This is a genomic window from Alcaligenes aquatilis (assembly GCF_003076515.1).
In the GTDB taxonomy this organism is placed as follows: domain Bacteria; phylum Pseudomonadota; class Gammaproteobacteria; order Burkholderiales; family Burkholderiaceae_B; genus Alcaligenes; species Alcaligenes aquatilis.
On record NZ_CP022390.1, the window covers coordinates 1,055,734 to 1,079,267 of the forward strand.

A 23,534-nucleotide genomic window follows, 5' to 3' on the forward strand; every position below is an offset into this window, starting at 1 on the left:
ACGCCTAACGCTCTACATCTGCTTACTGATCCCCAAAAGCACCTGGTTTAGGGTGGCAGATTAACGCTTGCATAAGCGTCTAAGGGAGGTCAATTACCGAACGGCATCACGTCAAAGGAGAGTCGCATATGGCTACGCACACCGCCAAACGCGCCAAGCTTTACCGCATGGTGACGGCAGAACATATCTGCCCCTTCGGGCTGAAAGCACGCGCACTGCTCAAACGTAAAGGCTACGAAGTGGAAGATCACTGGCTTGAAAATCGGGAAGAGATCGATGCTTTCAAGGCCCAACATCACGTCCGCACCACACCGCAAACTTTTATCGATGCAAAGCGGATAGGGGGCTACGACGAACTGGTCGAGCACTTCGGCGGGACAGTCAAAGACAAGGATGCTGTCAGCTACACACCTGTAATCGCCTTATTGATGATGGCTGCCTTGATGGCTCTGGCCGTTTCCTGGGCGACCTTTGAGCAAATCGTGCGCCTTCAGACACTAGAGTGGTTTATTGCCATTGCCATGTGTTTGTTGGCCGTGCAAAAACTCAAAGATGTGGATGGCTTTGCCACCATGTTTCTTAACTACGACTTGCTCGCCCAGCGATGGGTGCGCTACGCCTACCTGTATCCCTTTGGCGAAGCCTTGGCAGGCGTGTTGATGTTGGCTGGTGCCATGATGTGGCTGTCGGTGCCCATTGCATTAGTGATTGGCAGCATTGGGGCCTGGTCTGTGTTCAAGGCCGTTTATATCGACAAACGTGAACTGAAATGCGCCTGCGTAGGTGGCGACAGCAAGGTTCCTCTGGGCTTTGTATCCCTGACTGAAAACCTGATGATGGTTGCGATGGCGGTATGGATGATGATCAAGCCATTCTTGCTGGGCACGTAAACAACCGGCGCCTCATCGCCCCGCAGCAGAAAACGGCGTCTAGCGGGCTACGACGGTACTGTGGTTTTTACAGCTCCGCAGGTTCCCCACGCAAAAAGGCCTGGGCCCGCTGCGCCATGATGGCTTCACGGCGAACAAAATCCGCCACAAAGTCATTCACGGGGTGGTGGTGCAAGCTGTAAGGGGAATCCCACTGGACAATTTTGCCAGCCTGCATCACGCCAATACGATCAGCAATCGCAAACGCTTCAGCCTGATTATGGGTCACTAAAATCGCAGTCATACCTGCGCCTTTCAGAATGTCGCGCACCTCGAACGCAAGACGCTCGCGAGTATCTACATCCAGATTAGAAAAAGGTTCATCGAGCAATAGCAGGGAAGGCTTGGGGGCCAAGGCCCGTGCCAAAGCCACGCGCTGCTGCTGCCCCCCCGACAACTCATGCGGATAGCGCTGCGCCAAGCGGGCCAGATCCACCAGTTCCAGCATCTCCAGCACTCGGGCCTGACGCTGAGCTTTATCCCATTTACGCAGGCCAAAGGCCACGTTCTTTTCTACCGTCAAGTGAGGAAAAAGGGCGTAATCCTGGAACATCATGCCCACATGGCGATCTTCTGGTGGCACTTGATGAGAAACAGCCGACAAGACATGGCCATTTAACAGAATATGTCCGGCACGCAAAGGCTCGAAACCGGCAATGGCTCGCAAGACCGTGGTCTTGCCGCAGCCCGATGCACCTAGCAGACAGCCAATCTCCCCTTGGGGCAGGTGCAGGCTGAGCTGATCAACAACCGGTCGAAAGCCTTCAGACGTTTCATAAGACAGGGTAATTGCCTGCAAATCCAGAAAATCATTCATGATGCGCGTGGGCCAGAGGCCATCAATTGAGTACGTGCCAATAAAATAACGGGGATCAAACCAGCCAAAACAATGGCCAAGGCGGCAACGGCGCCTTCCTCGTAAGTCCCACGAGCCGCTTCCGCATACAGCCAGGTTGCCAATGTCTCGAAATTCATCGGGCGCAGCAACAAGGTAGCGGGTAGCTCCTTCATGGCATCAACAAAAATAAGCAGGGCAGCGGCGCCCATCGCGGGGCGCAGCAAGGGCAAATGTACGCGTTTTAACGTACCTGCCGGAGACTCCCCCAATAAACGGGAAGCCTGTTCCAGGGAAGCTGGAATACGAGCCAGTCCGGCTTCAATACCGCCAATCGAAATTGCCAGAAAGCGCAAGGTATAGGCCAAGACCAAAGCCAGGGTCGAGCCCATCAACAACAAACCTGTGGCAGAGACGCCAAACCAGGACATGATTTGATTGTAGAAAGAGTCAAACAGGACCAAGGGAGTCAACAGTCCAATTGCCAGTACAGTCCCTGGAATGGCGTAACCTAGGCTGCTGACACCGGCCAGAAAACGGGCCAGACGTGGTTTGCGTCCCGAACGTACCGCACGAGCTGCCCAGGCGACGACCAGACCACAGGTCAAAGTCGCCACGGTTGCCAGCGCGGCGATATACAAGGTGTTCCAGGCACTGCTCAGTAATTGCGCCGACACGCCACCTGCCAAAGCCACATGCTTGATCGTCTCATTTAACAAATACAGGGACGGGGCAATAAAACCCACCAACACAGGCGCCAACCCCAAAGCAATAGCGATACACGCTGCCGAACCTTTCAGCCTGGTGGGTCGGATAGGTTCAGAGCGCTGATTACTGGAGTAAGCCTGGCGACGGCGACCATAGCGCTCGATGCTGATCAGCGCCGCAACCAGACAGAGCATGGAAACAGCAATTTGTGCCGCACCTGCCAAATCAGAACGTGTCACCCACGTGGTGTAGATAGACACCGTCAAGGTCTGTACGCCCAGGAACTCGGAAGCACCGATATCATTCAGCGTTTCCAGCAAGGCCAGACTGACGCCCACTGCGATGGCCGGTCGAGCCATGGGCAAAACAACACGGAAAAACACACTGCGGCCCGACTCCCCCATAATGCGTGCCGCCTCCAGCAAACTGGCCGATTGGGTGGCAAACATAGCCCGTGTACTTAGATAGACGTAGGGATAAAGTACCGAACCCAACAGGAAAATCGCACCACCCAAAGAGCGCAAATCCGGCAAACGAAACTCACGCGGGCTGCTATAGCCCAAAACATAACGAATGGCCGATTGAATCGGACCGATCGGATGTAACAAATCCAGGTAAGCAAAGGCCACGATATAGGTTGGCACCGCCAGAGGCAGCAATAATGCCCATTGCAAAATCCGCCGTCCGGGAAACTCGTAGGCGGTAATCAGCCAGGCGGATCCCACTCCCAAACAGCTCACTACTACCCCCACGCCCAACAGCAGCAGCAAGGTATTACTCATTGCATGGGGGAGAACAAACTGGAACAGGTGTGACCAGTGCTCGGTCGAGCCGCCTAAGGCGTGGGTCAGCAAAGTAATCACGGGCGCTGCCACAATCAGGGCAATCACAGCGGCAGCCAGGGACCAAAGGGGCAGACGACGAAAAAAAGGCATTATGAAAGGCTAGGTATTACAGGCGCTTAAATGCGCGACGACCGCCGCTCTGATTTCTCAAAGCTGGCGGTCGTAGAAAAAGAGTAGGGCGATTTTAATTGTCGAAGCCAACTTTATCCACCAACTCGCTGGCTTGCTTGCGGTGTTTGGCAATTTCAGTCAGAGGCAAAGGATCAATCGTCATGGGGCCGAAGCTGGCAACAACAGGATCCAGCTCAACGCCAGCGCGTACCGGGTATTCGTAATTGGCCTTGGCGTACAGGCTCTGGGCTTTTTCGGAAACCAGGTACTCCAGCAGTTTGACGGCATTGTCTTTATTAGGAGAATGCTTGGCCACGGCGGCACCGGAGATGTTCACGTGTGTGCCACCGCCTTTGGTATCGGCAAAAGTTGGGCGGACCACATTGATCGCTTCACCCCATTTGTAGGAGTCGCTACCGGGTTCAGCATTTTTCATGCGGCCCACGTAGTAAGCATTGGCGATACCGATATCACAAATGCCGCCCAGAATATCGCGGGCTACATCGCGGTCACCACCGGCTGCCTTGCGGCCCAGATTGTCTTTCACACCGCGCAGCCACTGCTCGGTTGCTGGTGCACCGTTATGGGCAATCATGGCAGCGACCAAAGCCGTGTTGTAAGGGTGCTGACCGGAACGGATACACACTTTGCCTTTCCATTTAGGATCGGCGAAATCCTCGTAGTGAATGCTTTTTACATCCACATCCTTGGCCACATACGCCACACGATCGCGCAGAGACAGGGAATACCACTGCTTATCGGCACCACGCAAATTGGCAGGAATCGCACTGTCCAAGGTGGCGGACTCAACAGGCTGGGTAATACCAGCCTCGACCAGATCGAGCAGATTACCAATATCTACCGTCATCAAAATATCAGCAGGGGACTTGTCGCCTTCGGTTTTCACGCGCTCGATCAAACCGTCTTTGACAAACACGGTATTGACCTTCACGCCCGTGTCCTTGCTGAAGGTTTCCAGCAGGGGAGTGATCAAGCCGGGTTCACGTGTGGTGTAGAGGTTGACTTCGCCAGAGGCAAAAGCGGCCATCGACATGGTGCCCATCGCGGACAGAAGCAAGGCTTGGGTCAGGGCACGACTACGAAGAGTAAAGCGCATGATCAACACTCCAAAAACAGACGGAAATAACGTTAAAACCGATACGAGGCCGGAAAATGTGAATGATTATCAAACGTATGCAGAAACTAGGCAAGAGCTATTTGACATACAAGCCCACTCACCAGCTAAAAATCGCCGTGTCATCCACGCCAAAGCAGAAAAAAGCAGATCCCAGAACTTAATGGTAAGTCCTGATTGCGATCAAATCGTATCGGTGAATGAGCATGGATTTACCGAGGGAACTCGGTACAATGGGCAAATATTTGCTTACTGATCCGGGCGATATTGCCCCTTTAGACGATACCTACCATGGCAGCTTTCAATACCGAACAAGTGCTCAGCGTCCACCACTGGAATGACACCCTGTTCTCATTTACCACCACCCGCGACGCCGCCCTGCGTTTTCATAATGGGCACTTTGTAATGATCGGTCTGGAAGTTGATGGCAAGCCGCTGATGCGCGCTTACAGTATTGCCAGCGCCAACTACGAAGAAAACCTGGAGTTTCTCAGCATCAAGGTACAGGATGGCCCCTTGACCTCGCGCCTGCAGCACTTGAAGGAAGGCGATACCATTCTGGTCAGCCGCAAACCCGTTGGCACTCTGGTTATTGACGACCTGCGCGCAGGTCGCAATCTGTTCTTGTTTGGTACCGGCACCGGTCTGGCTCCCTTCATGAGCATCATCAAGGACCCCGACACCTACGAGCGTTTTGAAAAAGTCGTACTGGTTCACGGCGTACGTTTCGTCAGCGAATTGGCCTACTCCGATTTCATCCAGAACGAATTGCCACAGAACGAATACTTTGGTGAAGTGGTACGCGAAAAACTGCTGTATTACCCCACCGTTACCCGCGAAGCGTTTCGCAATACCGGCCGAATTACCGATCTGATCGAAACGGGCAAGCTGTGTGAAGACCTGGGCATTCCTCAACTGGATCCCGCTCAGGATCGCGCCATGCTGTGCGGTAGCCCAGCTATGTTGGCCGACATTAGCGCCATGCTCGATAAACGCGGTTTTGAAGTGTCGCCCGGTGTTGGTCAGCCCGGTGACTACGTAATTGAACGCGCCTTCGTGGAAAAATAATCCCGCCAAGATCTGTTAATTTTAGCTATAGGCGCTTAAACTCTGATAGTACAACACTCATCAGAGGTTTCTTATGACTAAGCAAGTTGTCTTCACCGATGCCGCTCCGGCAGCTGTAGGCCCATACTCTCAGGCCATTATCGCTTCGGGCGGCAAGACAGTATTCCTGTCTGGCCAAATCGGTCTGGAGCCTGCCACTGGCGAACTGGTATCTGAAAATTTTGAAGGTCAGGTACGCCAGGCATTTGCCAACCTGGAAGCTGTGGTCAAAGAAGCTGGCGCTAATCTGGGTGACATCGTCAAACTGACTTTGTTTTTGACCGACCTGTCCCGCTTTGCCAGCGCCAACGCCATCATGGCCGAACTGATTCCCCAGCCTTTCCCTGCACGCTCCACCATCGGTGTGGCCAGCCTGCCCAAAGGCGCTCAGTTCGAGGTCGAGGCTATCCTCAATTTCTAAAGACGTATTGCCATGACCGCAGGTCGGCCTGCGCCTCAGGCCAAACGGGCTGCGCCGCGCAAAGCGCTCAGCCTGGATCAGAAGTTTGAAAAGCTCGGCCTACGAGAGCCTGCCGACTTCGTGGTCCATCTTCCTTTGCGCTACGAGGACGAGACTCAGGTTGAGCCTATCGCCCATCTTTACCCTGGCAAGATGGCGCAAATTGAAGGACGTATCCTGAGTACAGACGTCCAGGCTCGTCCCCGTGCGCAGTTGCATGCACGTATTGCCGATGAAAGTGGCGAGCTGGCCTTGCGCTGGCTGCACTTTTACCCCAGCCAGCTCAAGCAGTTGCAAGGGGATTTGCCGCTGCGAGTGCGCGGCGAAGTGCGCCAGGGCTTTCATGGCCTGGAAATGGTGCATCCCAAAGTCACCAAAGCCGGTCAGCCCCTGGCCCGCGCCTTGACCCCTGTGTATCCCACGACTGATGGCTTGAGTCAGGTGCAGTTGCGCAAAGCCATTGCCGATGCGCTCAATAACGCAGACCTGCGCGACACGCTACCTGAAGCAGTGCGTAACGAATATGGTCTGATGCCCTTTAACGAGGCCATCCGGCTTTTGCATTACCCACCACCAGAGCTCAGCTACGACGATTTGTTCGAGCATGGCCATCCAGCCTGGAGCCGCATCAAATTTGATGAGTTGCTGGCTCAGCAACTATCCCTGGCGCAGGCACGCGCTGCCCGTCAGGCTCAGCGCGCCAAGCCCATGCGTGCAGGCAATAGTGATCTGGCCAAAGCCTTGCTGGCTTCTTTGCCCTTCCAGTTAACAGCGGCTCAACAACGCTGTGCCAAGGAAATCAGTGCGGATATGAAACGCGCTTACCCGATGCACCGCTTGTTGCAGGGTGACGTGGGTAGCGGCAAAACCATTGTGTCAGCCATTGCCGCCGTGCAAGCGATTGCCAGCGGTTTTCAAGTGGCCCTGATGGCGCCCACTGAAATCTTGGCCGAGCAGCACTACCTGAAAATGCGCGCCTGGCTGGAGCCTTTGGGTGTAGAGCTGGCCTGGCTAAGCGGCAGTTTGGGCGTCAAGGCCAAACGTCTGGCTTATGACGCCATCAGCTCCGGACAAGCCAGACTGGCCATCGGCACTCAGGCTCTGATTCAGGACAATGTCCAGTTCCAGCAATTGGGCTTGGTGATTCTGGATGAGCAGCACCGCTTTGGTGTTGGCCAGCGCCTGGAACTGAACCGCAAAGGGGACGCGCAGGACAAGAAAGGGCAAGCCTACTTGCCGCATCAACTGAATATGAGTGCCACGCCCATCCCGCGTACCTTGGCCATGGCCTTCTTTGCCGATCTGGATGTCTCCGCCATTGACGAGCTGCCGCCGGGCCGCAGCCCCATTATTACGAAACTGGCCGCCGATAATCGCCGCGATGAAATCATGGCGCGCGTTCGGGCCGAAGTCGCCCAAGGCAGACAAGCCTATTGGGTCTGCCCCCTGGTTGAAGAAAGCGAAGCGCTGCAATTGCAAACCGCTGTAGACACCCATGCGGCTCTGGAGCAAGCCTTAGCCCCTTTGCGGGTAGGCCTGATTCATGGCCGCCTGTCCTCCACGGAAAAGGCGGAGGTCATGGAAGCTTTTCGCAGCGGCAACCTGGACGTGCTGGTTGCGACCACCGTGATTGAAGTCGGTGTAGACGTGCCCAATGCTTCTTTAATGATCATTGAACATGCCGAGCGCTTTGGTCTGGCGCAACTGCATCAGTTGCGGGGTCGGGTAGGGCGGGGGCAGATTCAGTCTGTTTGCGTGTTGCTGTACCAAGCGCCACTTTCGGCTATTGCCCGCCTGCGTTTACGCGCCATGTATGAAACGACTGATGGTTTTGAAATTGCCCGGCGCGACTTGGAACAACGCGGCCCGGGCGAGTTCATGGGCATGCGCCAATCCGGACAGGCAGGCTTGCGGTTTGCCAGTCTGGAGTCCGATGAAGACTTGATCGAGCAGGCCCAAACCTTGGCCAGCACCTTTCGCCGTGATTATCCAGACCACGCACACCACCATTTACAGCGTTGGATGAAGGGCCGAGAAGAATTACTCCGTAGTTGACCACGAGCCTGCATGCAAGCCTGACCATTTACGGCGTGCTTACGCGAGGCATGATGGATATGGCGCCGCAGGCGCCCCCGTATTGGGGCGGAGAGGCTCTGGCTGTCAGGCCGGAGTTCTTCACCCAAGGTCTTAATGCTGTTTTGCACAAGGAATTGTCATGACATTGACCGAGCTGAAGTACATCGTTGCCGTAGCACGCGAGCGTCATTTCGGACGTGCTGCCGAAGCCTGCTTTGTGAGCCAACCAACCCTGTCGGTGGCCATCAAGAAGTTGGAAGACGAATTAGGCGTGGTCATCTTCGAGCGTGGCGGGCCCGAAGTGGCTATTACCCCGATTGGGCTGCGCATTGTCACCCAGGCACAGAAAGTGCTGGAAGAGGGGGCCAATCTGCGGGAGATTGCCCGCCAAGGCCACGACCCCTTGGCGGGCCCTTTGCGCGTGGGCATTATTTACACCGTGGCACCGTATCTGCTGCCCAAGCTCGTTCCCAAGCAGATCGAGCTGACCCCACAAATGCCACTTTTATTGCAAGAAAACTTTACCGTACGCCTGTTGGAACTGCTGCGCCAAGGGGAAATTGATTGCGCCATTGTGGCCCTGCCTTTGCCCGAAACCGGCCTGGTTATCCGCGAGCTGTACGACGAGCCTTTTGTGGTGGCCATGCCCCATGAACATGCCTGGGCCAAGCGCAAGGAAATCGATCCTGAACAACTGAAAGATCAAACCATGTTGCTGCTCGGTGCCGGGCATTGCTTTCGGGATCAGGTGCTGGATGTGTGTCCGGAACTGTCGCGCTTTTCAGCATCCAGTGAAGGTATACAGCGCACCTTTGAAGGCTCTTCACTGGAAACCATTCGACATATGGTTGCTACCGGCATCGGTCTGACGGTCCTGCCTGCAAGCTCCTTAAGTGCCCCAGGCCAAGCCAACGAGTTGCTCGCTTACGTTCCCTTCAAAAAACCCATTCCAGATCGACGCATTGCCTTGGTTTGGCGCAAAAGTTTTCCACGTATTTCAGCCATTGATGCGTTGACCCGTGGGATCATGGAAAGTGGCTTAGGTGGGGTCAACTACTTAAAAGTCGAATACAACAGCAATTTCCCGTATCCTGAACTAGCGTAAGTCGCATCATTACTGCGTGTTATTCTGCTTCAGTACCTATTTAGCCCTCTGTTTAACAGGAGTCCACTATGGCAAAAGCCGTGAAAGCAGTGAGTAAAACCGCCAAGGTCAGCAAGGCCGAAGCAGCCCCAAACACTGATACCAAGGTTGCAGTTGCAGCTGAAACAAAGGCTGAATCAAAACCGGTAGCCGCCAAGAAAGTGACCGCTAAAAAGCCCGTCGCCAAAAAGCCTGCCACGACTGCCAAAGCGCCCGCGACAGCAACTAAACCTGCGGCGAAGCCGGCCTCTGCTCGCAAGCCTGTCGCTGCCAAACCCACCGCTCCTGCTGGAGCCGCCAGCAGCGCCCTGAAGATCGATATCGGTATTTCGACAGCAGACCGTGCTGCGGTAGTCAACGAGCTGTCCAAGGTACTGGCCGACTCCTACACCGTGTACCTGATGACGCATAACTTCCACTGGAACGTCACCGGCCCCATGTTCAAGACACTGCATGAGCTGTTCATGACGCAGTACACCGAACTGTGGCAAGCCCTGGATGATATCGCCGAGCGTATCCGTGCCCTGGGTCACTACGCCCCAGGTACTTACGCCGAATTCCAGAAACTGTCGTCCATCTCGCAGCCTACGTCCGTTCCAAACGCCACCACCATGATCGAACTGCTGGTCAAAGGTAACGAAGCCTTGGCTCGTACTGCTCGCGCCGCATTTAATCGTGCTGACTCTGCCGACGACCAGCCTACGGCTGACTTGTTGACCCAGCGCCTGGACGTACACGAGAAAAATGCATGGATGCTGCGTAGCCTGCTGCAGTAATTACCTGCTTATCGCCCTCAAATAGCGATAAAAAAAGGCCACCATACGGTGGCCTTTCCTATTCCCCTTATAGAAAACCCTGAATTCGCCCGCAAGGCAGGCATAAAGCTCTGTTATCGGTGTATGCTTTCCTGCATATTCACGGAGGTGTTTTCTATGAAAATTCGTTTCACTCCTGTTGCAGCGGCCATGAGCCTGGCAACGGGTCTGCTCTTGTCCGGTGCTGCTCACGCTGACAATATCCGTATCGCGCTGGCTGGTCCTTTCACCGGCTCGGTGACTCAATACGGTGACATGGTCAAACAAGGCGTCGATACGGCCATCGAACAGATCAACGCGGCTGGTGGCGTGTTGGGCAAACAGCTCGAACTAGTCACTGTTGACGATGCCTGCGAACCCAAGCAAGGTCCCGTCGCAGCCAACCGCATCGTGAATGACAAGATCCACTATGTTGTCGGTCACGTGTGTTCGGGCGCGACCATCGCGGCCACTGACATCTACAACAACGAAGGCGTGTTAATGGTGACCCCTTCGGCAACAGCACCCGCTGTTACCGACGGCAAAGGTTACGACATGATCCTGCGCACCATTGGTCGTGACGACCAGCAGGGCCCGGCAGCGGCCAAGTTTATTCTGGAACAGATCAAACCGACTAAGGTCGCCGTCCTGCACGACAAACAGTCCTATGGTCAAGGTATTGCCGCTTCGGTTCGCTCCGAACTGCAAAAAGCGGGCACCGAAGTTGCTCTGTTTGAAGGCATTAACGCAGGCGACAGCGATTATTCTGCCGTCATCACCAAGCTGAAATCCACCGGCGTGGACTTCGTCTACTTTGGTGGCTACCACCCGGAAATGGGCCTACTGCTGCGCCAAGCCGCTGAGCAAGGCGTGAAAGTTCACTTCATGGGCCCAGAAGGCGTGGGTAATCCCGACATTAATGCGATTGCTGGCAAAGCTGTTGAAGGCATGCTGCTGACCTTGCCTGCGGACTTCTCGCAAGATCCGGATAACCAGGCTATCGTCCAAGCCTTCAAAGACAAGAAGCGTGACCCTAGCGGCGCGTTCCAACTGTCCGCCTATGCCGCCACTCTCGCGATTGCCGAAGGCATCAAGGGCGCTGGCGCTGATGATCCCATCAAAGTTGCCGACTACCTGCACGCCAATAGCGTGAAAACGCCCATCGGCCAAATCAGCTGGAACAAGCAGGGCGACCTGAACGACTTCAAATTTGACGTCTTTAGCTGGCACGCTGACGGTACTAAAACCGTCTACGGCAAGTAATCCCTGATTATTGCTCGTAAAAAAACCGGCCTTCGGGCCGGTTTTTTATTGTGCCTTACCTTGGCGTTTGCTCAGGCCTCAATACGCAAGCCCGTATCGCGATCAAACCAATGTAGAGGGTGGGGCGGCATATAGCCAATCTGAATGGCCTCACCAATTTGAATCGGGTATTTGCGGGTCTGCTCAATCGGGCAGCGCACGATAATGCGATAGTCGCCACAACCCAAGTGCAACAACTGCTCAGAACCCAAGACTTCCACCATTTCCACTTGCGTTGTCACACCGGGCACATGCAGCTTGATGTGCTCGGGGCGTATACCCAAGAACACCTTACGACCACGTACTGCAGCGGGCACCATCTCCGGGCCAAACTGTACGGGCTGACCGTTATCCTGCATGATTGCGCCTTGCTCGTTCACCTGCACGGGCAACAAGTTCATGGGGGGTGAACCGATAAACGTGGCTACAAAAACGGAAGCAGGTTTCTCGAACACCTCGGCTGGAGTGCCAATTTGCTCGGGCATGCCCTGATTCATCACAATCATGCGCTCGGCCAAGGTCATGGCCTCGATCTGATCATGAGTCACATACAAGCTGGTGGTTTTCAGACGGCGATGCAGCTTCTGAATTTCCAGTCGCATCTGTACCCGCAGCTTGGCGTCCAGATTGGACAGGGGCTCGTCAAACAAGAACACCTTAGGTTCACGCACAATCGCACGCCCCATGGCAACACGCTGACGCTGTCCACCCGACAGTTGCCCAGGGCGGCGTTCCAGCAAGGCGCCCAACTCCAGAATCGCCGCAGCGGCATTGACCCTTTGCTTGATTTCGTCCTTGGAAAACTTACGGATCTTCAAGCCGTAGGCCATATTGTCAAAGACCGACATATGCGGGTAGAGCGCGTAGTTCTGGAACACCATGGCGATGTCGCGTTCTGCCGGTTCCATATCATTGACGACTTTACCGTCGATCAGTACTTGGCCCCCCGTGACAGACTCCAGGCCCGCCACCATACGCATCAAGGTTGATTTACCGCATCCAGAGGGACCCACAATCACCACGAACTCGCCATCTTTCACGTCCACATCAATGCCGTGAATTACGACCGTCCCGTTCGGGTAGGTTTTCTTGACGCCTTCAAATCGTAAGCTAGCCATTCAATAAAGCCTGTAGAGAATTACTTTTCAGAGTCGATGAGACCTTTGACGAACCACTTTTGCATCAGCATCACCACCAAAGCAGGTGGGATCATGGCCAAAAGAGCCGTTGCCATCACCACGTTCCACTCGGTCACGCTGTCACCACCGGAGATCATGCGTCGAATCCCGACCACGATCGGGTACATATCCTCTTTGGTGGTAATAATCAGCGGCCACAAATACTGGTTCCAGCCGTAAATAAACTGAATCACAAATAAAGCGGCAATGCTGGTCTTGGACAAAGGCAGCAGAACATCTTTAAAAAACCGCATGGGGCCAGCACCGTCAATGCGAGCGGCCTCGATCAGTTCATCAGGCACCGTCAGAAAGAACTGACGAAATAGAAAGGTAGCGGTTGCAGAGGCGATCAGGGGCAGGATCAGGCCCCCGTAGCTATCAAGTAAATGCAAGTCCGCAACGACCTCATACGTAGGCATGATGCGCACTTCCACCGGCAGCATCAGGGTGATGAAAATCATCCAGAAACACAGCATGCGAAAAGGGAAGCGGAAATACACCACGGCAAAGGCCGAGAGCATGGAAATAATGATTTTGCCCACCGCAATGCCCAAGGCCATGACCATGCTGACCAGCAACATGCGTCCGACTGGAGGGGAGTTGGTAGCCGTACCCTGCAAGGCAGTAATGTAGTTCTCCACCATGTGCGAGCCAGGCCAGAGCGACATAGGCGCACGCGCGACTTCCGCACTGGTCTGGGTGGAAGCCACAAAGGTGATATACAAGGGCAGGGCAATCACGATCACACCCAGAATCAGGGTCAGATGCGTGAAAAAATCAAGAATAGGGCGTCGTTCAACCATGACTGTGTTCCTTGCTGCGCATCAGCTGTACGTCACTTTGCGATCAATATAGCGGAACTGAATCACTGTCAGCGCCACAACCACGGCCATCAGCACCACAGACTGAGCCGCCGAGGAGCCAATATCCAAACCACGGAAACCCGTGTTGTAAACCCGGTAAACCAGAATCGAGGTCGCCTCGCCTGGGCCACCCTGGCTGACCACGTCAATAATGGCGAAGGTGTCAAAGAAGGCATAAATAATGTTCACGACCAGCAGGAAGAAGGTCGTAGGGGCCAGCAAAGGAAACACAATGCCCCAGAAGCGGCGCATGGGACCAGCCCCATCCATCGCCGCGGCTTCGATTAGCGAACGCGGGATGGCTTGCAAGCCGGCCAGAAAAAACAGGAAGTTGTAGGAGATCTGCTTCCAGACCGACGCAATCACCACCAGCAACATGGCGTCATTGCCATTTAAACGCGGATTCCACTCAATACCATGCTCCAGCAGGAACACGGCCACGATCCCCACTGATGGAGAAAACAGGAACAACCACAATACCCCGGCCACCGCGGTTGCCACCGCATAAGGCCAGATCAGCAGGCTGCGATACAGCAGTGCACCTCGTATTACCCGATTTGCCATCACGGCCAAGATCAGTGCCACCACCAAGCCCAGCACCGACACGGCAAGCGAAAATACGGCCGTTGTCTTGAACGAGGCCCTATATTCCGCGCTACTGAACAGCTCGGCAAAATTGTCCAGGCCCACAAACTGCGAAGACAGACCAAAAGGATCTTCCAAATGAAAAGCCTGCCACAGCGCTTGACCGGCAGGCAGAAAAAAGAAGATCAGGGTAATGGCTAGCTGCGGGGCCAGCAGCAAATAGGGCAGTGTCTTATGACGAAAGACGACTCGTTTTTCCATAGGTTTGCGCGCAGTGGGAAGGGAGCGCCACCATCAGGGTGGACAGACTACAAGTGAAACGAAAAGCGTATGAGCGGCTTGGACTGCATCACGACACGATGCTGGCTTGGCGCCAGAACAGCAAGTCATCAGCAACTGCGCTCATACGCTCGATTGTAAACCACCCGCGCAAGGCGGGTCGGGCTTACTTCACGCTCTTTTCAAAGCGCTCCAGCAGTTCATTACCACGGCTTTGCATGGCTTTCAAACCCTCTTCAGGCGTGACCTTACCCGCAAAAATCTGCTCCATGACACCGTCTTCGATATCACGAATCTGGGGCAGGTAACCCAGACGGATACCACGCGAGTTCTCGGTGGTGCTGGCATCGAGCTGTTTGACGGCAACGTCTGCACCCACGTTCTTGGCATAGAAATCGGAGTCCTTGGTCATTTCAAAGCCGGCTTTGGTCACAGGCACATAGCCGGTGTCCTGGTGCCAGGCCGCAGCTTGTTCCGGGCTGGAGATGAAGTGGAAGAATTCGGTCACGCCTTTGTAGACATCATCCGATTTTTTGGCAAAGACCCACAGGGAGGCACCACCAATGATGGAGTTCTGGGGCGCGCCCTGGACATCGCTGTAGTAGGGCAGGCTGCTGGTGCCAAACTCAAATTCGCCGGTTTTGATAATGTTGGCGCGGTTACCACTGGAACCGGTAAACATGCCGCATTTGCCACTGGTAAACAGGGCATTAGCGGTATCGCCGCGACCACCGTAGGAGAACGTGCCGTCCTTGGACATGTCCGCCAGAAAGCTAATGTGCTTGAGAAACAGCGGGTTATCCAGTTGCAGACGGGCACCGGGGCCACCAAAGCCGTTATTCTCGCTGGCAAAGGGAATGTTGTGCCAAGCGGCAAAGTTCTCCAGCAATATCCACGAGGGCCAGGAGGAGGTGTAGCCACACTCTTGGCCAGATTCACGCAGTTTCTTGGCTGCTGCGTGCAATTCTTGCCAGGTCTTGGGTGGTTTCTCAGCATCCAGGCCGGCTTTCTTGAAGGCATCCTTGTTGTAGTACAGCACCGGCGTGGAGCTGTTAAAGGGCATGGAAATCAGTTTGCCTTCATTAGACGAGTAGTAACCGGCAACGGCACCCAGGAACTCCGCTGGATTAATAGGCTTGCCTACTTTTTCCGACATTTCCTGCACCGGCTCAATGGCGCCCTTGGCCGCCATCATGGTGGCAGTACCCACCTCGAATACCTGCAAAATATCGGGGGCATTACCAGCACGGAAAGCGGCGACGCCAGCGTTCATGGACTCGCCATAGTTGCCTTTATACGAAGCTTTAACCTGGTAGTCCGACTGAGATGCGTTAAAGTCTTTGACTAATGCATTAACCCGTTCGCCCAAGGCCCCTTCCATTGAGTGCCAGAACTGAATTTCCGTGGCCGCTTGCGCAGTGCCGATAGAAGCAATCAGACCGGCTAGAGACAGAGCAAATAGTTTTGTTCGCATCAGGCTTTCTCCTGTATAAAAGGTGCCGCTAATGGTGTAGCAGGTTTAAAACTCAAGCTTATTACTTGTTTATGACGCTCTCATGAATGTAGCCATGGGAACGTTATATAAGCAATGACTAATTACCCTCGACTGCTGAAAAACGCGTCAAAGGACAGATTTCTAATGGGAGCGATGATGAATCCACACGATACCTCTTTTAAGCTGGCGTTTATTGGCGCGGGCAATATGGCCAGTGCCTTGGCCGCTGGTTTAATCGGGAAACGCTGCGGCGGCTCGGACGTTCTGGCCATTGATATTTACCCCCCAGCACTGGAGTCGTGGGCTCAGCAGGGTGTACAGACCACCCATGAACCCGGCCCGGCCTTGTCCAAGCAACGTATCTGGGTGTTTGCCGTCAAGCCCCAGGTCATGAAGGAAACCGTGCTGGCCTGCAAACCCTATCTGCAAGAGGACACTCTGGTTATCAGCGTCGCCGCTGGCATCCCGGCAACCGCTCTGGCCGACTGGCTGGGCGAACCCGGTAAGCCATACCAGCGCGTGATCCGCTGCATGCCCAATACCCCAGCCTTTATTGGTTGTGGCATTACCGGCCTGATGGCTCTGGAACAAGTCGATGAAAGCGATAAAGCCATTGCACAACAACTGTTGAAATCCGTCGGGGAAGTCGTCTGGGTTGAAAACGATGCCGCCATTGATGCTGTCACCGCAGTATCGGGCAGTGGTCCAGCTTACGTGTTTTTGTTCATCGAAGCCTTGATTAAAGCCGGGATTGAACAAGGTTTGTCCCCTGAACAGGCTCGTCAGTTGTCCCTGGCCACCTTGCACGGCGCAACCCAACTGGCCACTCTGTCGCCGGAGGAGCCTTCAGTCTTGCGCGAACGGGTTACTTCCAAAGGGGGGACAACGGCAGCGGCCTTGACGGTCTTTAATGAGGGCGGTTTTACGCCACTGGTGCAAAAAGCCGTCAATGCCGCCAAAGTGCGGGCCGGTGAATTGGCTGCAGAGTTTTCCTGACACTCGGATAACTCCCTAGCACGTTGCCAGGAATTGATATAGCGCAATAAAAAAGCAGTCAAAGAGTAGAGGGGCTCCGAAAGGATCTCCTCTTTTCTTTTTTATAGAGAAGGCGTTTAGTAAGCAGGCGGATTTTAGCCTACCCATTAACAGTGCCTCCTTATTGCAAAGATAAATAAGTAGGGCGCTAGGGCTTATACGAAGTGACAAGTTTTAGGCGGCTCCCCCAAAATGGGTTCCCCTGGTGCAGAACAATGTGAATGCAAGCACCAGAACAAGCACTTTCTAAAAGTAATGCCGGTAGACCCCGGCCTCGGGAGACAGTTGCTATGACCTTTACTCGACGCTTCACCCCCGCTCTGACCGCTTTGGCCACCGTAATGGCCATGGGCACAAGCTACGCGGCGGACACCATCAAAATTGGTATTCCTCAGCCCATGACCGGCCCGTCCACCCAATACGGTGACCAGATCCAGGCCGGTGCCTTGACCGCGATTGACGCGATTAATGCCGCTGGGGGTGTCAAAGGCAAACAGCTGGAAGCCGTTCTGATTGATGACGCATGCGAACCCAAGCAGGCTGTGCCGGCGGCCAACCGCGTGCTCAACTCTGGCGCAAAATTCGCTGTTGCTCACGCCTGCTCGGGTACAACGGTGCCTGCGGTCAATATTTACGAACAAGAAGGCATTGTCGCGATTACTCCCGGAGCCACCTCGCCCTTGGTGACCGACACCATCAAGCCTCATTATTTTTTCCGCACCATTGGGCGTGACGACCAACAAGGCCCCTTTGCAGCCGACTATATTGCTGACGTTCTCAAGCCCAAGAGCATTGCCGTCCTGCACGACAAGCAGACTTACGGCTCAGGTGTTGCCACTCAAGTGCGTGACGCGCTCAAGAAAAAGAACATGAATATTGTCATGTACGAGGGTATTAACGTTGGCGACAGCGATTACTCGGCCGTAATCACCAAACTGAAGGGTGTGAACCCCGATCTGATTTATTTCGGCGGTTACCACGCCGAGCTGGGCCTGCTGTTGCGTCAAGCTCGCGAGCAAGGCATGACCAACACCTTCATGGGCCCGGAAGGCGTTGCCAACCGCGATCTGGTCGCCATTGCCGGCCCGGCCGTGGAAGGTTTGCTGGTGACCTTGCCAACCGACTTCACCAAGATGCCGGCCAACAAGGATGTGATGGAGAACTTCAGCAAATACAAGCGCAATCCTAACGGGGCCTTTACCTTCCCGGCTTACGCGGCCGTGCAAATTATTGCCGACACGATCAATGCCGTAGGCGAAGATTCCGCCAAGGGAGCCGACTACATGCACGCAAATGCGTTCGATACTGCCATTGGCAAGGTAGAATACGACGCCAAGGGTGATTTGAAGCATTTCGAATTTGCCGTTTTCAAGTGGGATAAAGAAGGTAACTTTGATCTGGTTGAGAAATAAGACTGGATGATGTGCCCCCGCTCTCTACGAAGAACGGGGGCATTGCTTTTAGATGCCCACAAAGCCTCAAAACAAAACGACGGACTCAACGGAAAAAAACAAGCATGTCTGATTTACTCCCTCAGATCGTGCAGCAGCTGTTCAATGGTTTATCCTTGGGCGCTATTTATGCACTGATCGCCATCGGCTACACAATGGTCTATGGCATTATCGGAATGATTAACTTTGCCCACGGCGAGATCTACATGATCGGCGCTTATGTCGGGCTGGTTACCCTGACTGCGATTGGCGTAGGCTCGGGTCTGCCCATCTGGCTGATCATTCTTATCATGTTGCTGGTTGCCATGCTGGTAACTGCCGTTTACGGCTACGCAATTGAAAAAGTTGCCTATGCGCCATTGCGTGGCAGCCCTCGGCTGGTCCCGCTGATTTCAGCCATTGGTATGTCCATTTTCTTGCAGAACTGGGTTGCCCTGGGCCAAGGCGCACGCGATATGGCTGTACCCGCCTTGCTGACGGGTTCTTTCCAGTTCAGTCTGGGCTCGGACGGCTTTACGGTTACCGCGCCTTACTCTCGCGTCATGATTATTGTCGTCACCGTAGTGCTGATGATCATGCTGAGCCTCTACATCAAATACTCGCGTCTGGGTCGTGCCTCGCGTGCTTGTTCACAAGACTTGCGCATGGCCAATCTGCTGGGGATCGACACCAATAAAATCATCTCCTTCACCTTTATCATCGGTGCCATGCTGGCTGCCGTGGGCGGCGTGCTGATTGCCACCGCCATTGGCAAACTGAACCCCTTTATCGGCTTTATTGCCGGCATCAAAGCCTTTACAGCCGCCGTGCTGGGCGGGATTGGCAGCATCCCCGGCGCCATGCTGGGCGGAGTCTTGCTAGGTTTGGCAGAAACCTTTGCCGCTGCCTTTATTTCGTCGCAGTACAAGGACATCGTGGCCTTTTTACTGTTGGTCTTTATCCTGCTGTTCCGCCCAACGGGCCTGCTGGGTAAACCCGAGGTGGAGAAAGTCTAATGATGAACCGCTTTAGCAATGCATTTATCGCCGCTGTCCTGGCAGGCATTATTGTGGCTCCCGTCTTTGGCCTGCAAATTATACGCACCGGGATGACCACCCACCTGGAAAGCGATTGGCAGATCATCCTTATCGGCATGGCACTGGTCTTTGTCGTCCAGTTGATCCGCCCTAACGTCAATCGCACCAAGGTGCGTGAAAGCCGCTGGACCTTGCCCAAACTGAGCATGCAGCACAAGAAGATCCTGCTGTACATCGTGATCGCTTGTGCCGTGGTCTGGCCCTTTTTTGGTGGTCGTGCCCAAGTGGACATTGCCACCCTGGTGCTGATCTACATCATGCTGGGCCTGGGGCTGAACATTGTGGTCGGCTTTGCCGGTCTGCTGGACCTGGGCTTTGTGGGTTTTTATGCCGTAGGTGCCTATACCTACGCCTTGCTCTATCACTACGCAGGCTGGGGCTTCTGGGAAGCGCTGCCGCTGGCGGGTGGTATGGCGGCCCTGTTTGGCTTCCTGCTGGGTTTCCCCGTACTGCGCTTGCGCGGCGACTACCTGGCCATTGTTACCCTGGGCTTTGGTGAAATCATCCGCCTCTTGCTCATCAATATGTATAACCTGACCGGTGGCCCAGACGGCATCTCCGGTATTCCAAAGCCAACCGTATTCGGTTTCCCCATGGCCCGCCGTGCACCAGAAGGGCAGACCACGTTCCACGATCTGATGGGCTGGACCTTCAGCAATCAGGACGTCGTGGTGTATCTGTATTTGATGGCCTTGGCTCTGGCCCTGATTACCTTGTTAGTCTCCAGCCGTGTGGTGCGCATGCCTATTGGCCGTGCCTGGGAAGCCTTGCGCGAGGACGAGATTGCTTGTCGATCGCTGGGTCTGAACCCCACCACCATCAAACTGTCCGCCTTTACCATGGGCGCCATGTTTGCCGGTTTTGGCGGTGCTTTCTTTGCTGCCCGTCAGGGGCTGGTCAACCCAGAGTCCTTCACTTTTATTGAATCAGCCTTAATCCTGGCCATCGTCGTGCTAGGTGGTATGGGTTCACAAATTGGCGTCATTCTGGCTGCCATTGTGCTGACAGTGGTTCCTGAATTGGCCCGAGAGTTCGCGGAGTATCGGATGTTGATTTTTGGTTTGGTCATGGTTGCCATGATGGTTTGGCGTCCACAGGGCTTGTTACCTGTACAACGCCCTCATGTGGAGTTGCGTACATGAGCCCATTACTCCAAGTATCAAACCTGTCGATGCGTTTTGGTGGCTTGCTGGCAGTCGATTCCGTCAGCTTCGATGTAAAGAAAGACGAAGTCTTTGCCATTATTGGCCCTAACGGCGCTGGGAAAACCACCGTATTTAACTGTGTCGGTGGTTTTTACAAACCCACCTCCGGCTCGGTCACCCTGGAAGACCAGCCCATCCACGGCTTGTCCAGCCATAAAGTGGCACAAAAAGGCTTGGTGCGTACCTTCCAGAACGTACGCCTGTTCAAGAAACTGACCGTACTGGAAAACCTGCTGGTTGCCCAGCACAGTCAGCTCAAGGCCGGCTTTCTGTCTGGCCTGTTAAACCTGTCACGCTACAAGCTGGCAGAAAAACAGGCCAAAGAACGAGCCGTGACATGGCTGGACTTCATGGGTCTGACCGATCTGGCCAACCGTGAAGCGGGCAACCTGGCCTACGGCCACCAGCGCCGCCTGGAAATTGCACGTTGCATGATTACCAAGCCTCGCTTGCTGATGTTGGACGAGCCTGCAGCGGGCCTGAACCCCCAAGAGAAACGCGATCTACAGGCCCTGATCGACCAGCTACGCCGGGAGTTTGGCGTGGCTGTCTTGCTGATCGAGCACGATATGAGCCTGGTTATGGGCGTATCAGACCGGATCCTGGTCATGGAGTATGGCAAACCCATTGCCACCGGCCTACCTGAAGAAGTGCGCAATGATCCGCGCGTCATCAAAGCCTATCTGGGGGAAGAATAAGTGCTGAAGCTGGATTCCGTATCTACCCATTACGGCGCTATTCAGGCGCTGGATCAAGTTAGCGTGGACGTGAATCAGGGCGAAATCGTCACCCTGATTGGCGCGAACGGCGCTGGCAAAACCACCTTGCTCATGACCGTATGTGGCTCACCCCGAGCCAGCTCGGGCAGCATCAGCTTCATGGGCGAGGACATTACCCAAGCCGATACGCACCGCATCATGCGCAAAGGCATCGCTATCTCTCCCGAAGGCCGCCGCGTCTTTCCAGACTTGACCGTATCGGAAAATCTGAAGATGGGCGGCTTCTTTCTGAGCCGCAGCGAGATCGAAGAAGGGGAGGAGCACGTCTACAAACTGTTTCCCCGCCTGAAAGAGCGCGCAGCCCAACGTGCCGGAACCATGTCAGGTGGTGAGCAGCAAATGCTGGCCATCGGGCGTGCGCTCATGAGCAAGCCTTCCTTGCTGCTACTGGACGAACCTACGCTAGGCCTGGCCCCACTGATCATCGCCCAGATTTTCGACATCATCCGCATGATTCGGGAAGAAGGTGTGACGGTGTTCCTGGTGGAACAAAACGCCAATAAGGCTCTGCAAGTTGCAGACCGTGGTTATGTGCTGGAAACCGGGAAAGTGGTGATGCAGGATACCGGGGCCAATCTGTTGGCCAATCCGGATATTCGGAAGGCGTATTTGGGGGCTTGACGTATTTGCACCCCAGAAAAAAGCTGAACACCCAAAAAACCAGAGATGGCGTATCTGCCAATCTCTGGTTTTTTTATTTACCCCTGCTCAGTCTCAAATAAGTATCCGTTTCAACAAAAAGTGGCGCAAGGCAAAAAGAGGCTGGGCCACCGTTCACTTCTACTCGTTTTCCAAACAGAGTGTGAGCTGCTGCCCGTTGGGGCCAAAGGCGCAATCAGGAAGAGGGGTACGTAAATTGAAATGCAGCGGCAGCACCAAGTAAAGCACGACCAACAATAACGCAACGACTGTTTTAACCTTGCTTGGTCGGGATGCTATCGGGTAAGGTCCGGCCTGTCGATATTTCACAATGCCGATCGCCGCGAGGCCCGCCCCTACCAGCATGGATACATAGAGCTCGCCAAGCCCAGGTGACAACATCTGCTCATGTCGTTCGTACGCCTGCCAATATTGAATCCGCCACAGCGCACTGATACCCACTTGCAGTAGCCCCGCTAATACCCAGGTAATATGCCATCCCGAGAGCCGGAACAACGCTAGAGCGCATAGGCCTGATACGCCAAAAACCCAGTAGCTAAGATTGAATAGGGCGCCAAACATACCGCCCAATAGCGTTCCGCTGACATCCGTGGGTTTTAATACATGAAAATTAATGAAGGCAAACAAGGCCAAGACGGCCAATGCGGCAAGCCAGCTTGCCGCATAATAGCCGAGGTTTCTGGGAGCAGGCCCATCGTGTCTTTGCCGATAAAAACTGAACAGTCTGTTTTTACTCACTATCAACCTGTCCCAGAGCATGATGCTGTGTGGCTCGCCAGATAAGTGTGTGATTCGTCTCGTGCTATCTGAAGGATCAATCACTCACTATTCGCTTTGCACACAAGCTTAATCCTTCAATAGACCTTCACCACGCAAGGCCGCTTTCACGCCCTCGTTCTGCTCCATACGAGCAAAGAACGCGTTCAGGTTCTTCATGCCCGACAGGTCCAGCTTCATCAGGCCAGCCCAGCGCAGCACCACGTACAGGTAAGCATCGGCCACAGACAAGGAGCCCGACAGGGTTTCTTTGCCTTCCAGGTGCTTGTCAATCACGCCCAGTTGTTTGGTCAGCAAAGCAGCGGTCTTGGCTTTGATTTCGGCCTGGGTCGCTTCCTGATCAGCGTAGCGATGCACACCGAACACCACACCCACGTTACGGTGGATTTCAGCGTTCAGGAAAGCCAGCCAGCGGCGCGCTTCAAAGCGCTGTTCGATCGTGCTGCCAATCAAATTGGCTTGCGGGTTCTTTTCGTTCAAGTATTCCAGAATAGCGATACTTTGCGTCAAGACCAGATCACCGTCCACCAGAACCGGCACAGCGCCGCTCGGGTTCAGTTTCAGGAAGGCTTCTTGTTGCAGTTCGTCGCGGCTAACGCGCTGGGATTCAAATGGCTTGCCTAGCCACTCCAATGCAATGCGGATTACCAAAGGACAAGCACCGGTCATGTAATACAGTTTCATACGTTCCCCTTCCAAAATTGC

General features: G+C 54.5%; 23 protein-coding genes. 14 read left to right on the top strand and 9 right to left on the bottom strand.

The genetic code is table 11. From position 1 onward, the window contains the following. Nucleotides 1-128: 128 nt before the first annotated feature. Nucleotides 129-890 (top strand): MauE/DoxX family redox-associated membrane protein, encoded by a 762-nt coding sequence (locus tag CA948_RS04950; RefSeq protein WP_199827891.1) that lies wholly within the window; start codon nucleotides 129-131, stop codon nucleotides 888-890. A 67-nt stretch (nucleotides 891-957) separates the two neighbouring features. Here the strand turns inward: CA948_RS04950 and CA948_RS04955 are convergent, their stop codons facing one another. The 3 genes from CA948_RS04955 to CA948_RS04965 form a co-directional block, all read right to left on the bottom strand. Beyond that, a complete protein-coding gene (locus CA948_RS04955; protein ID WP_094196685.1) occupies nucleotides 958-1,746 on the bottom strand; it encodes an ABC transporter ATP-binding protein in 789 nt (262 codons plus the stop codon). Next, entirely contained in the window at nucleotides 1,743-3,407 is a 1,665-nt protein-coding gene (locus tag CA948_RS04960; protein ID WP_108727484.1) for an ABC transporter permease, read from the bottom strand. The genes CA948_RS04955 and CA948_RS04960 overlap by 4 nt, the downstream gene beginning before the upstream one ends. Before the next feature lie 94 nt (nucleotides 3,408-3,501). Continuing rightward, a complete protein-coding gene (locus CA948_RS04965; RefSeq protein ID WP_108727485.1) occupies nucleotides 3,502-4,545 on the bottom strand; it encodes a Fe(3+) ABC transporter substrate-binding protein in 1,044 nt (347 codons plus the stop codon). Between CA948_RS04965 and CA948_RS17585 the strand changes: the two genes are divergently transcribed. The 7 genes from CA948_RS17585 to CA948_RS04995 all read left to right on the top strand — a co-directional run bounded on the left by CA948_RS17585 (nucleotide 4,544) and on the right by CA948_RS04995 (nucleotide 11,407). Beyond that, nucleotides 4,544-4,819: a hypothetical protein gene (locus CA948_RS17585; RefSeq protein WP_159086121.1), complete on the top strand. Its 276-nt coding sequence runs from the start codon at nucleotides 4,544-4,546 to the stop codon at nucleotides 4,817-4,819. The genes CA948_RS04965 and CA948_RS17585 overlap by 2 nt on opposite strands. A gap of 35 nt (nucleotides 4,820-4,854) precedes the next feature. Further along, nucleotides 4,855-5,631: a ferredoxin--NADP reductase gene (locus tag CA948_RS04970; protein WP_094196688.1), complete on the top strand. Its 777-nt coding sequence runs from the start codon at nucleotides 4,855-4,857 to the stop codon at nucleotides 5,629-5,631. A gap of 73 nt (nucleotides 5,632-5,704) precedes the next feature. After that, the gene (locus CA948_RS04975) at nucleotides 5,705-6,091 is read left to right on the top strand and encodes a Rid family detoxifying hydrolase (protein ID WP_042480596.1); all 387 of its coding nucleotides are present in this window, start codon (nucleotides 5,705-5,707) and stop codon (nucleotides 6,089-6,091) included. 12 nt (nucleotides 6,092-6,103) lie between these two features. Continuing rightward, complete coding sequence (recG, locus tag CA948_RS04980; RefSeq protein WP_108727486.1) at nucleotides 6,104-8,185, top strand: ATP-dependent DNA helicase RecG; 2,082 nt, start codon at nucleotides 6,104-6,106, stop codon at nucleotides 8,183-8,185. Between the two features lie 160 nt (nucleotides 8,186-8,345). Next, nucleotides 8,346-9,311, top strand: coding sequence for a LysR substrate-binding domain-containing protein (locus CA948_RS04985; protein ID WP_094196690.1), 966 nt, complete (start codon nucleotides 8,346-8,348; stop codon nucleotides 9,309-9,311). Between the two features lie 347 nt (nucleotides 9,312-9,658). Further along, a complete protein-coding gene (locus tag CA948_RS04990) occupies nucleotides 9,659-10,126 on the top strand; it encodes a Dps family protein (RefSeq protein WP_094198343.1) in 468 nt (155 codons plus the stop codon). 156 nt (nucleotides 10,127-10,282) lie between these two features. After that, entirely contained in the window at nucleotides 10,283-11,407 is a 1,125-nt protein-coding gene (locus CA948_RS04995; RefSeq protein ID WP_094196691.1) for a branched-chain amino acid ABC transporter substrate-binding protein, read from the top strand. Nucleotides 11,408-11,478: 71 nt separating this feature from the next. Here the strand turns inward: CA948_RS04995 and CA948_RS05000 are convergent, their stop codons facing one another. The 4 genes from CA948_RS05000 to ugpB form a co-directional block, all read right to left on the bottom strand. After that, nucleotides 11,479-12,564: a sn-glycerol-3-phosphate import ATP-binding protein UgpC gene (locus tag CA948_RS05000; protein WP_094196692.1), complete on the bottom strand. Its 1,086-nt coding sequence runs from the start codon at nucleotides 12,562-12,564 to the stop codon at nucleotides 11,479-11,481. 20 nt (nucleotides 12,565-12,584) lie between these two features. Beyond that, nucleotides 12,585-13,427: a sn-glycerol-3-phosphate ABC transporter permease UgpE gene (gene ugpE / locus CA948_RS05005; protein WP_094196693.1), complete on the bottom strand. Its 843-nt coding sequence runs from the start codon at nucleotides 13,425-13,427 to the stop codon at nucleotides 12,585-12,587. 21 nt (nucleotides 13,428-13,448) lie between these two features. Then, the gene (ugpA, locus tag CA948_RS05010) at nucleotides 13,449-14,333 is read right to left on the bottom strand and encodes a sn-glycerol-3-phosphate ABC transporter permease UgpA (protein ID WP_108727487.1); all 885 of its coding nucleotides are present in this window, start codon (nucleotides 14,331-14,333) and stop codon (nucleotides 13,449-13,451) included. 184 nt (nucleotides 14,334-14,517) lie between these two features. Next, nucleotides 14,518-15,825, bottom strand: coding sequence for a sn-glycerol-3-phosphate ABC transporter substrate-binding protein UgpB (ugpB, locus tag CA948_RS05015; protein ID WP_094196695.1), 1,308 nt, complete (start codon nucleotides 15,823-15,825; stop codon nucleotides 14,518-14,520). A 165-nt stretch (nucleotides 15,826-15,990) separates the two neighbouring features. Here ugpB and proC point away from each other — a divergent pair, with 165 nt between their 5' ends. The 6 genes from proC (at nucleotide 15,991) to CA948_RS05045 (ending at nucleotide 22,013) form a co-directional block, all read left to right on the top strand. Further along, nucleotides 15,991-16,842, top strand: a complete 852-nt coding sequence (gene proC, locus CA948_RS05020) for a pyrroline-5-carboxylate reductase (protein WP_094196696.1) — start codon at nucleotides 15,991-15,993, stop codon at nucleotides 16,840-16,842. 329 nt (nucleotides 16,843-17,171) lie between these two features. Next, nucleotides 17,172-18,293, top strand: a complete 1,122-nt coding sequence (locus tag CA948_RS05025; RefSeq protein WP_094196697.1) for a high-affinity branched-chain amino acid ABC transporter substrate-binding protein — start codon at nucleotides 17,172-17,174, stop codon at nucleotides 18,291-18,293. 104 nt (nucleotides 18,294-18,397) lie between these two features. Beyond that, a complete protein-coding gene (gene livH, locus CA948_RS05030) occupies nucleotides 18,398-19,327 on the top strand; it encodes a high-affinity branched-chain amino acid ABC transporter permease LivH (RefSeq protein ID WP_094196698.1) in 930 nt (309 codons plus the stop codon). Then, the gene (livM, locus tag CA948_RS05035; protein WP_094196699.1) at nucleotides 19,327-20,550 is read left to right on the top strand and encodes a high-affinity branched-chain amino acid ABC transporter permease LivM; all 1,224 of its coding nucleotides are present in this window, start codon (nucleotides 19,327-19,329) and stop codon (nucleotides 20,548-20,550) included. Before livH ends, livM begins: the two co-directional genes overlap by 1 nt. Continuing rightward, on the top strand, nucleotides 20,547-21,311 hold the full coding sequence (gene livG / locus CA948_RS05040) for a high-affinity branched-chain amino acid ABC transporter ATP-binding protein LivG (protein ID WP_094196700.1): 765 nt from the start codon (nucleotides 20,547-20,549) through the stop codon (nucleotides 21,309-21,311). Before livM ends, livG begins: the two co-directional genes overlap by 4 nt. Next, nucleotides 21,312-22,013 carry an ABC transporter ATP-binding protein gene (locus CA948_RS05045; protein ID WP_094196701.1) on the top strand — a complete coding sequence of 234 codons (702 nt, stop codon included), beginning with the start codon at nucleotides 21,312-21,314 and terminating at the stop codon, nucleotides 22,011-22,013. It abuts the gene before it with no gap. A 159-nt stretch (nucleotides 22,014-22,172) separates the two neighbouring features. Here the strand turns inward: CA948_RS05045 and CA948_RS05050 are convergent, their stop codons facing one another. Together CA948_RS05050 and CA948_RS05055 are read right to left on the bottom strand one after the other, a co-directional pair. After that, complete coding sequence (locus CA948_RS05050; RefSeq protein WP_108728709.1) at nucleotides 22,173-22,790, bottom strand: hypothetical protein; 618 nt, start codon at nucleotides 22,788-22,790, stop codon at nucleotides 22,173-22,175. Between the two features lie 108 nt (nucleotides 22,791-22,898). Further along, complete coding sequence (locus tag CA948_RS05055; RefSeq protein ID WP_094198345.1) at nucleotides 22,899-23,513, bottom strand: glutathione S-transferase family protein; 615 nt, start codon at nucleotides 23,511-23,513, stop codon at nucleotides 22,899-22,901. Nucleotides 23,514-23,534: the final 21 nt, after the last annotated feature.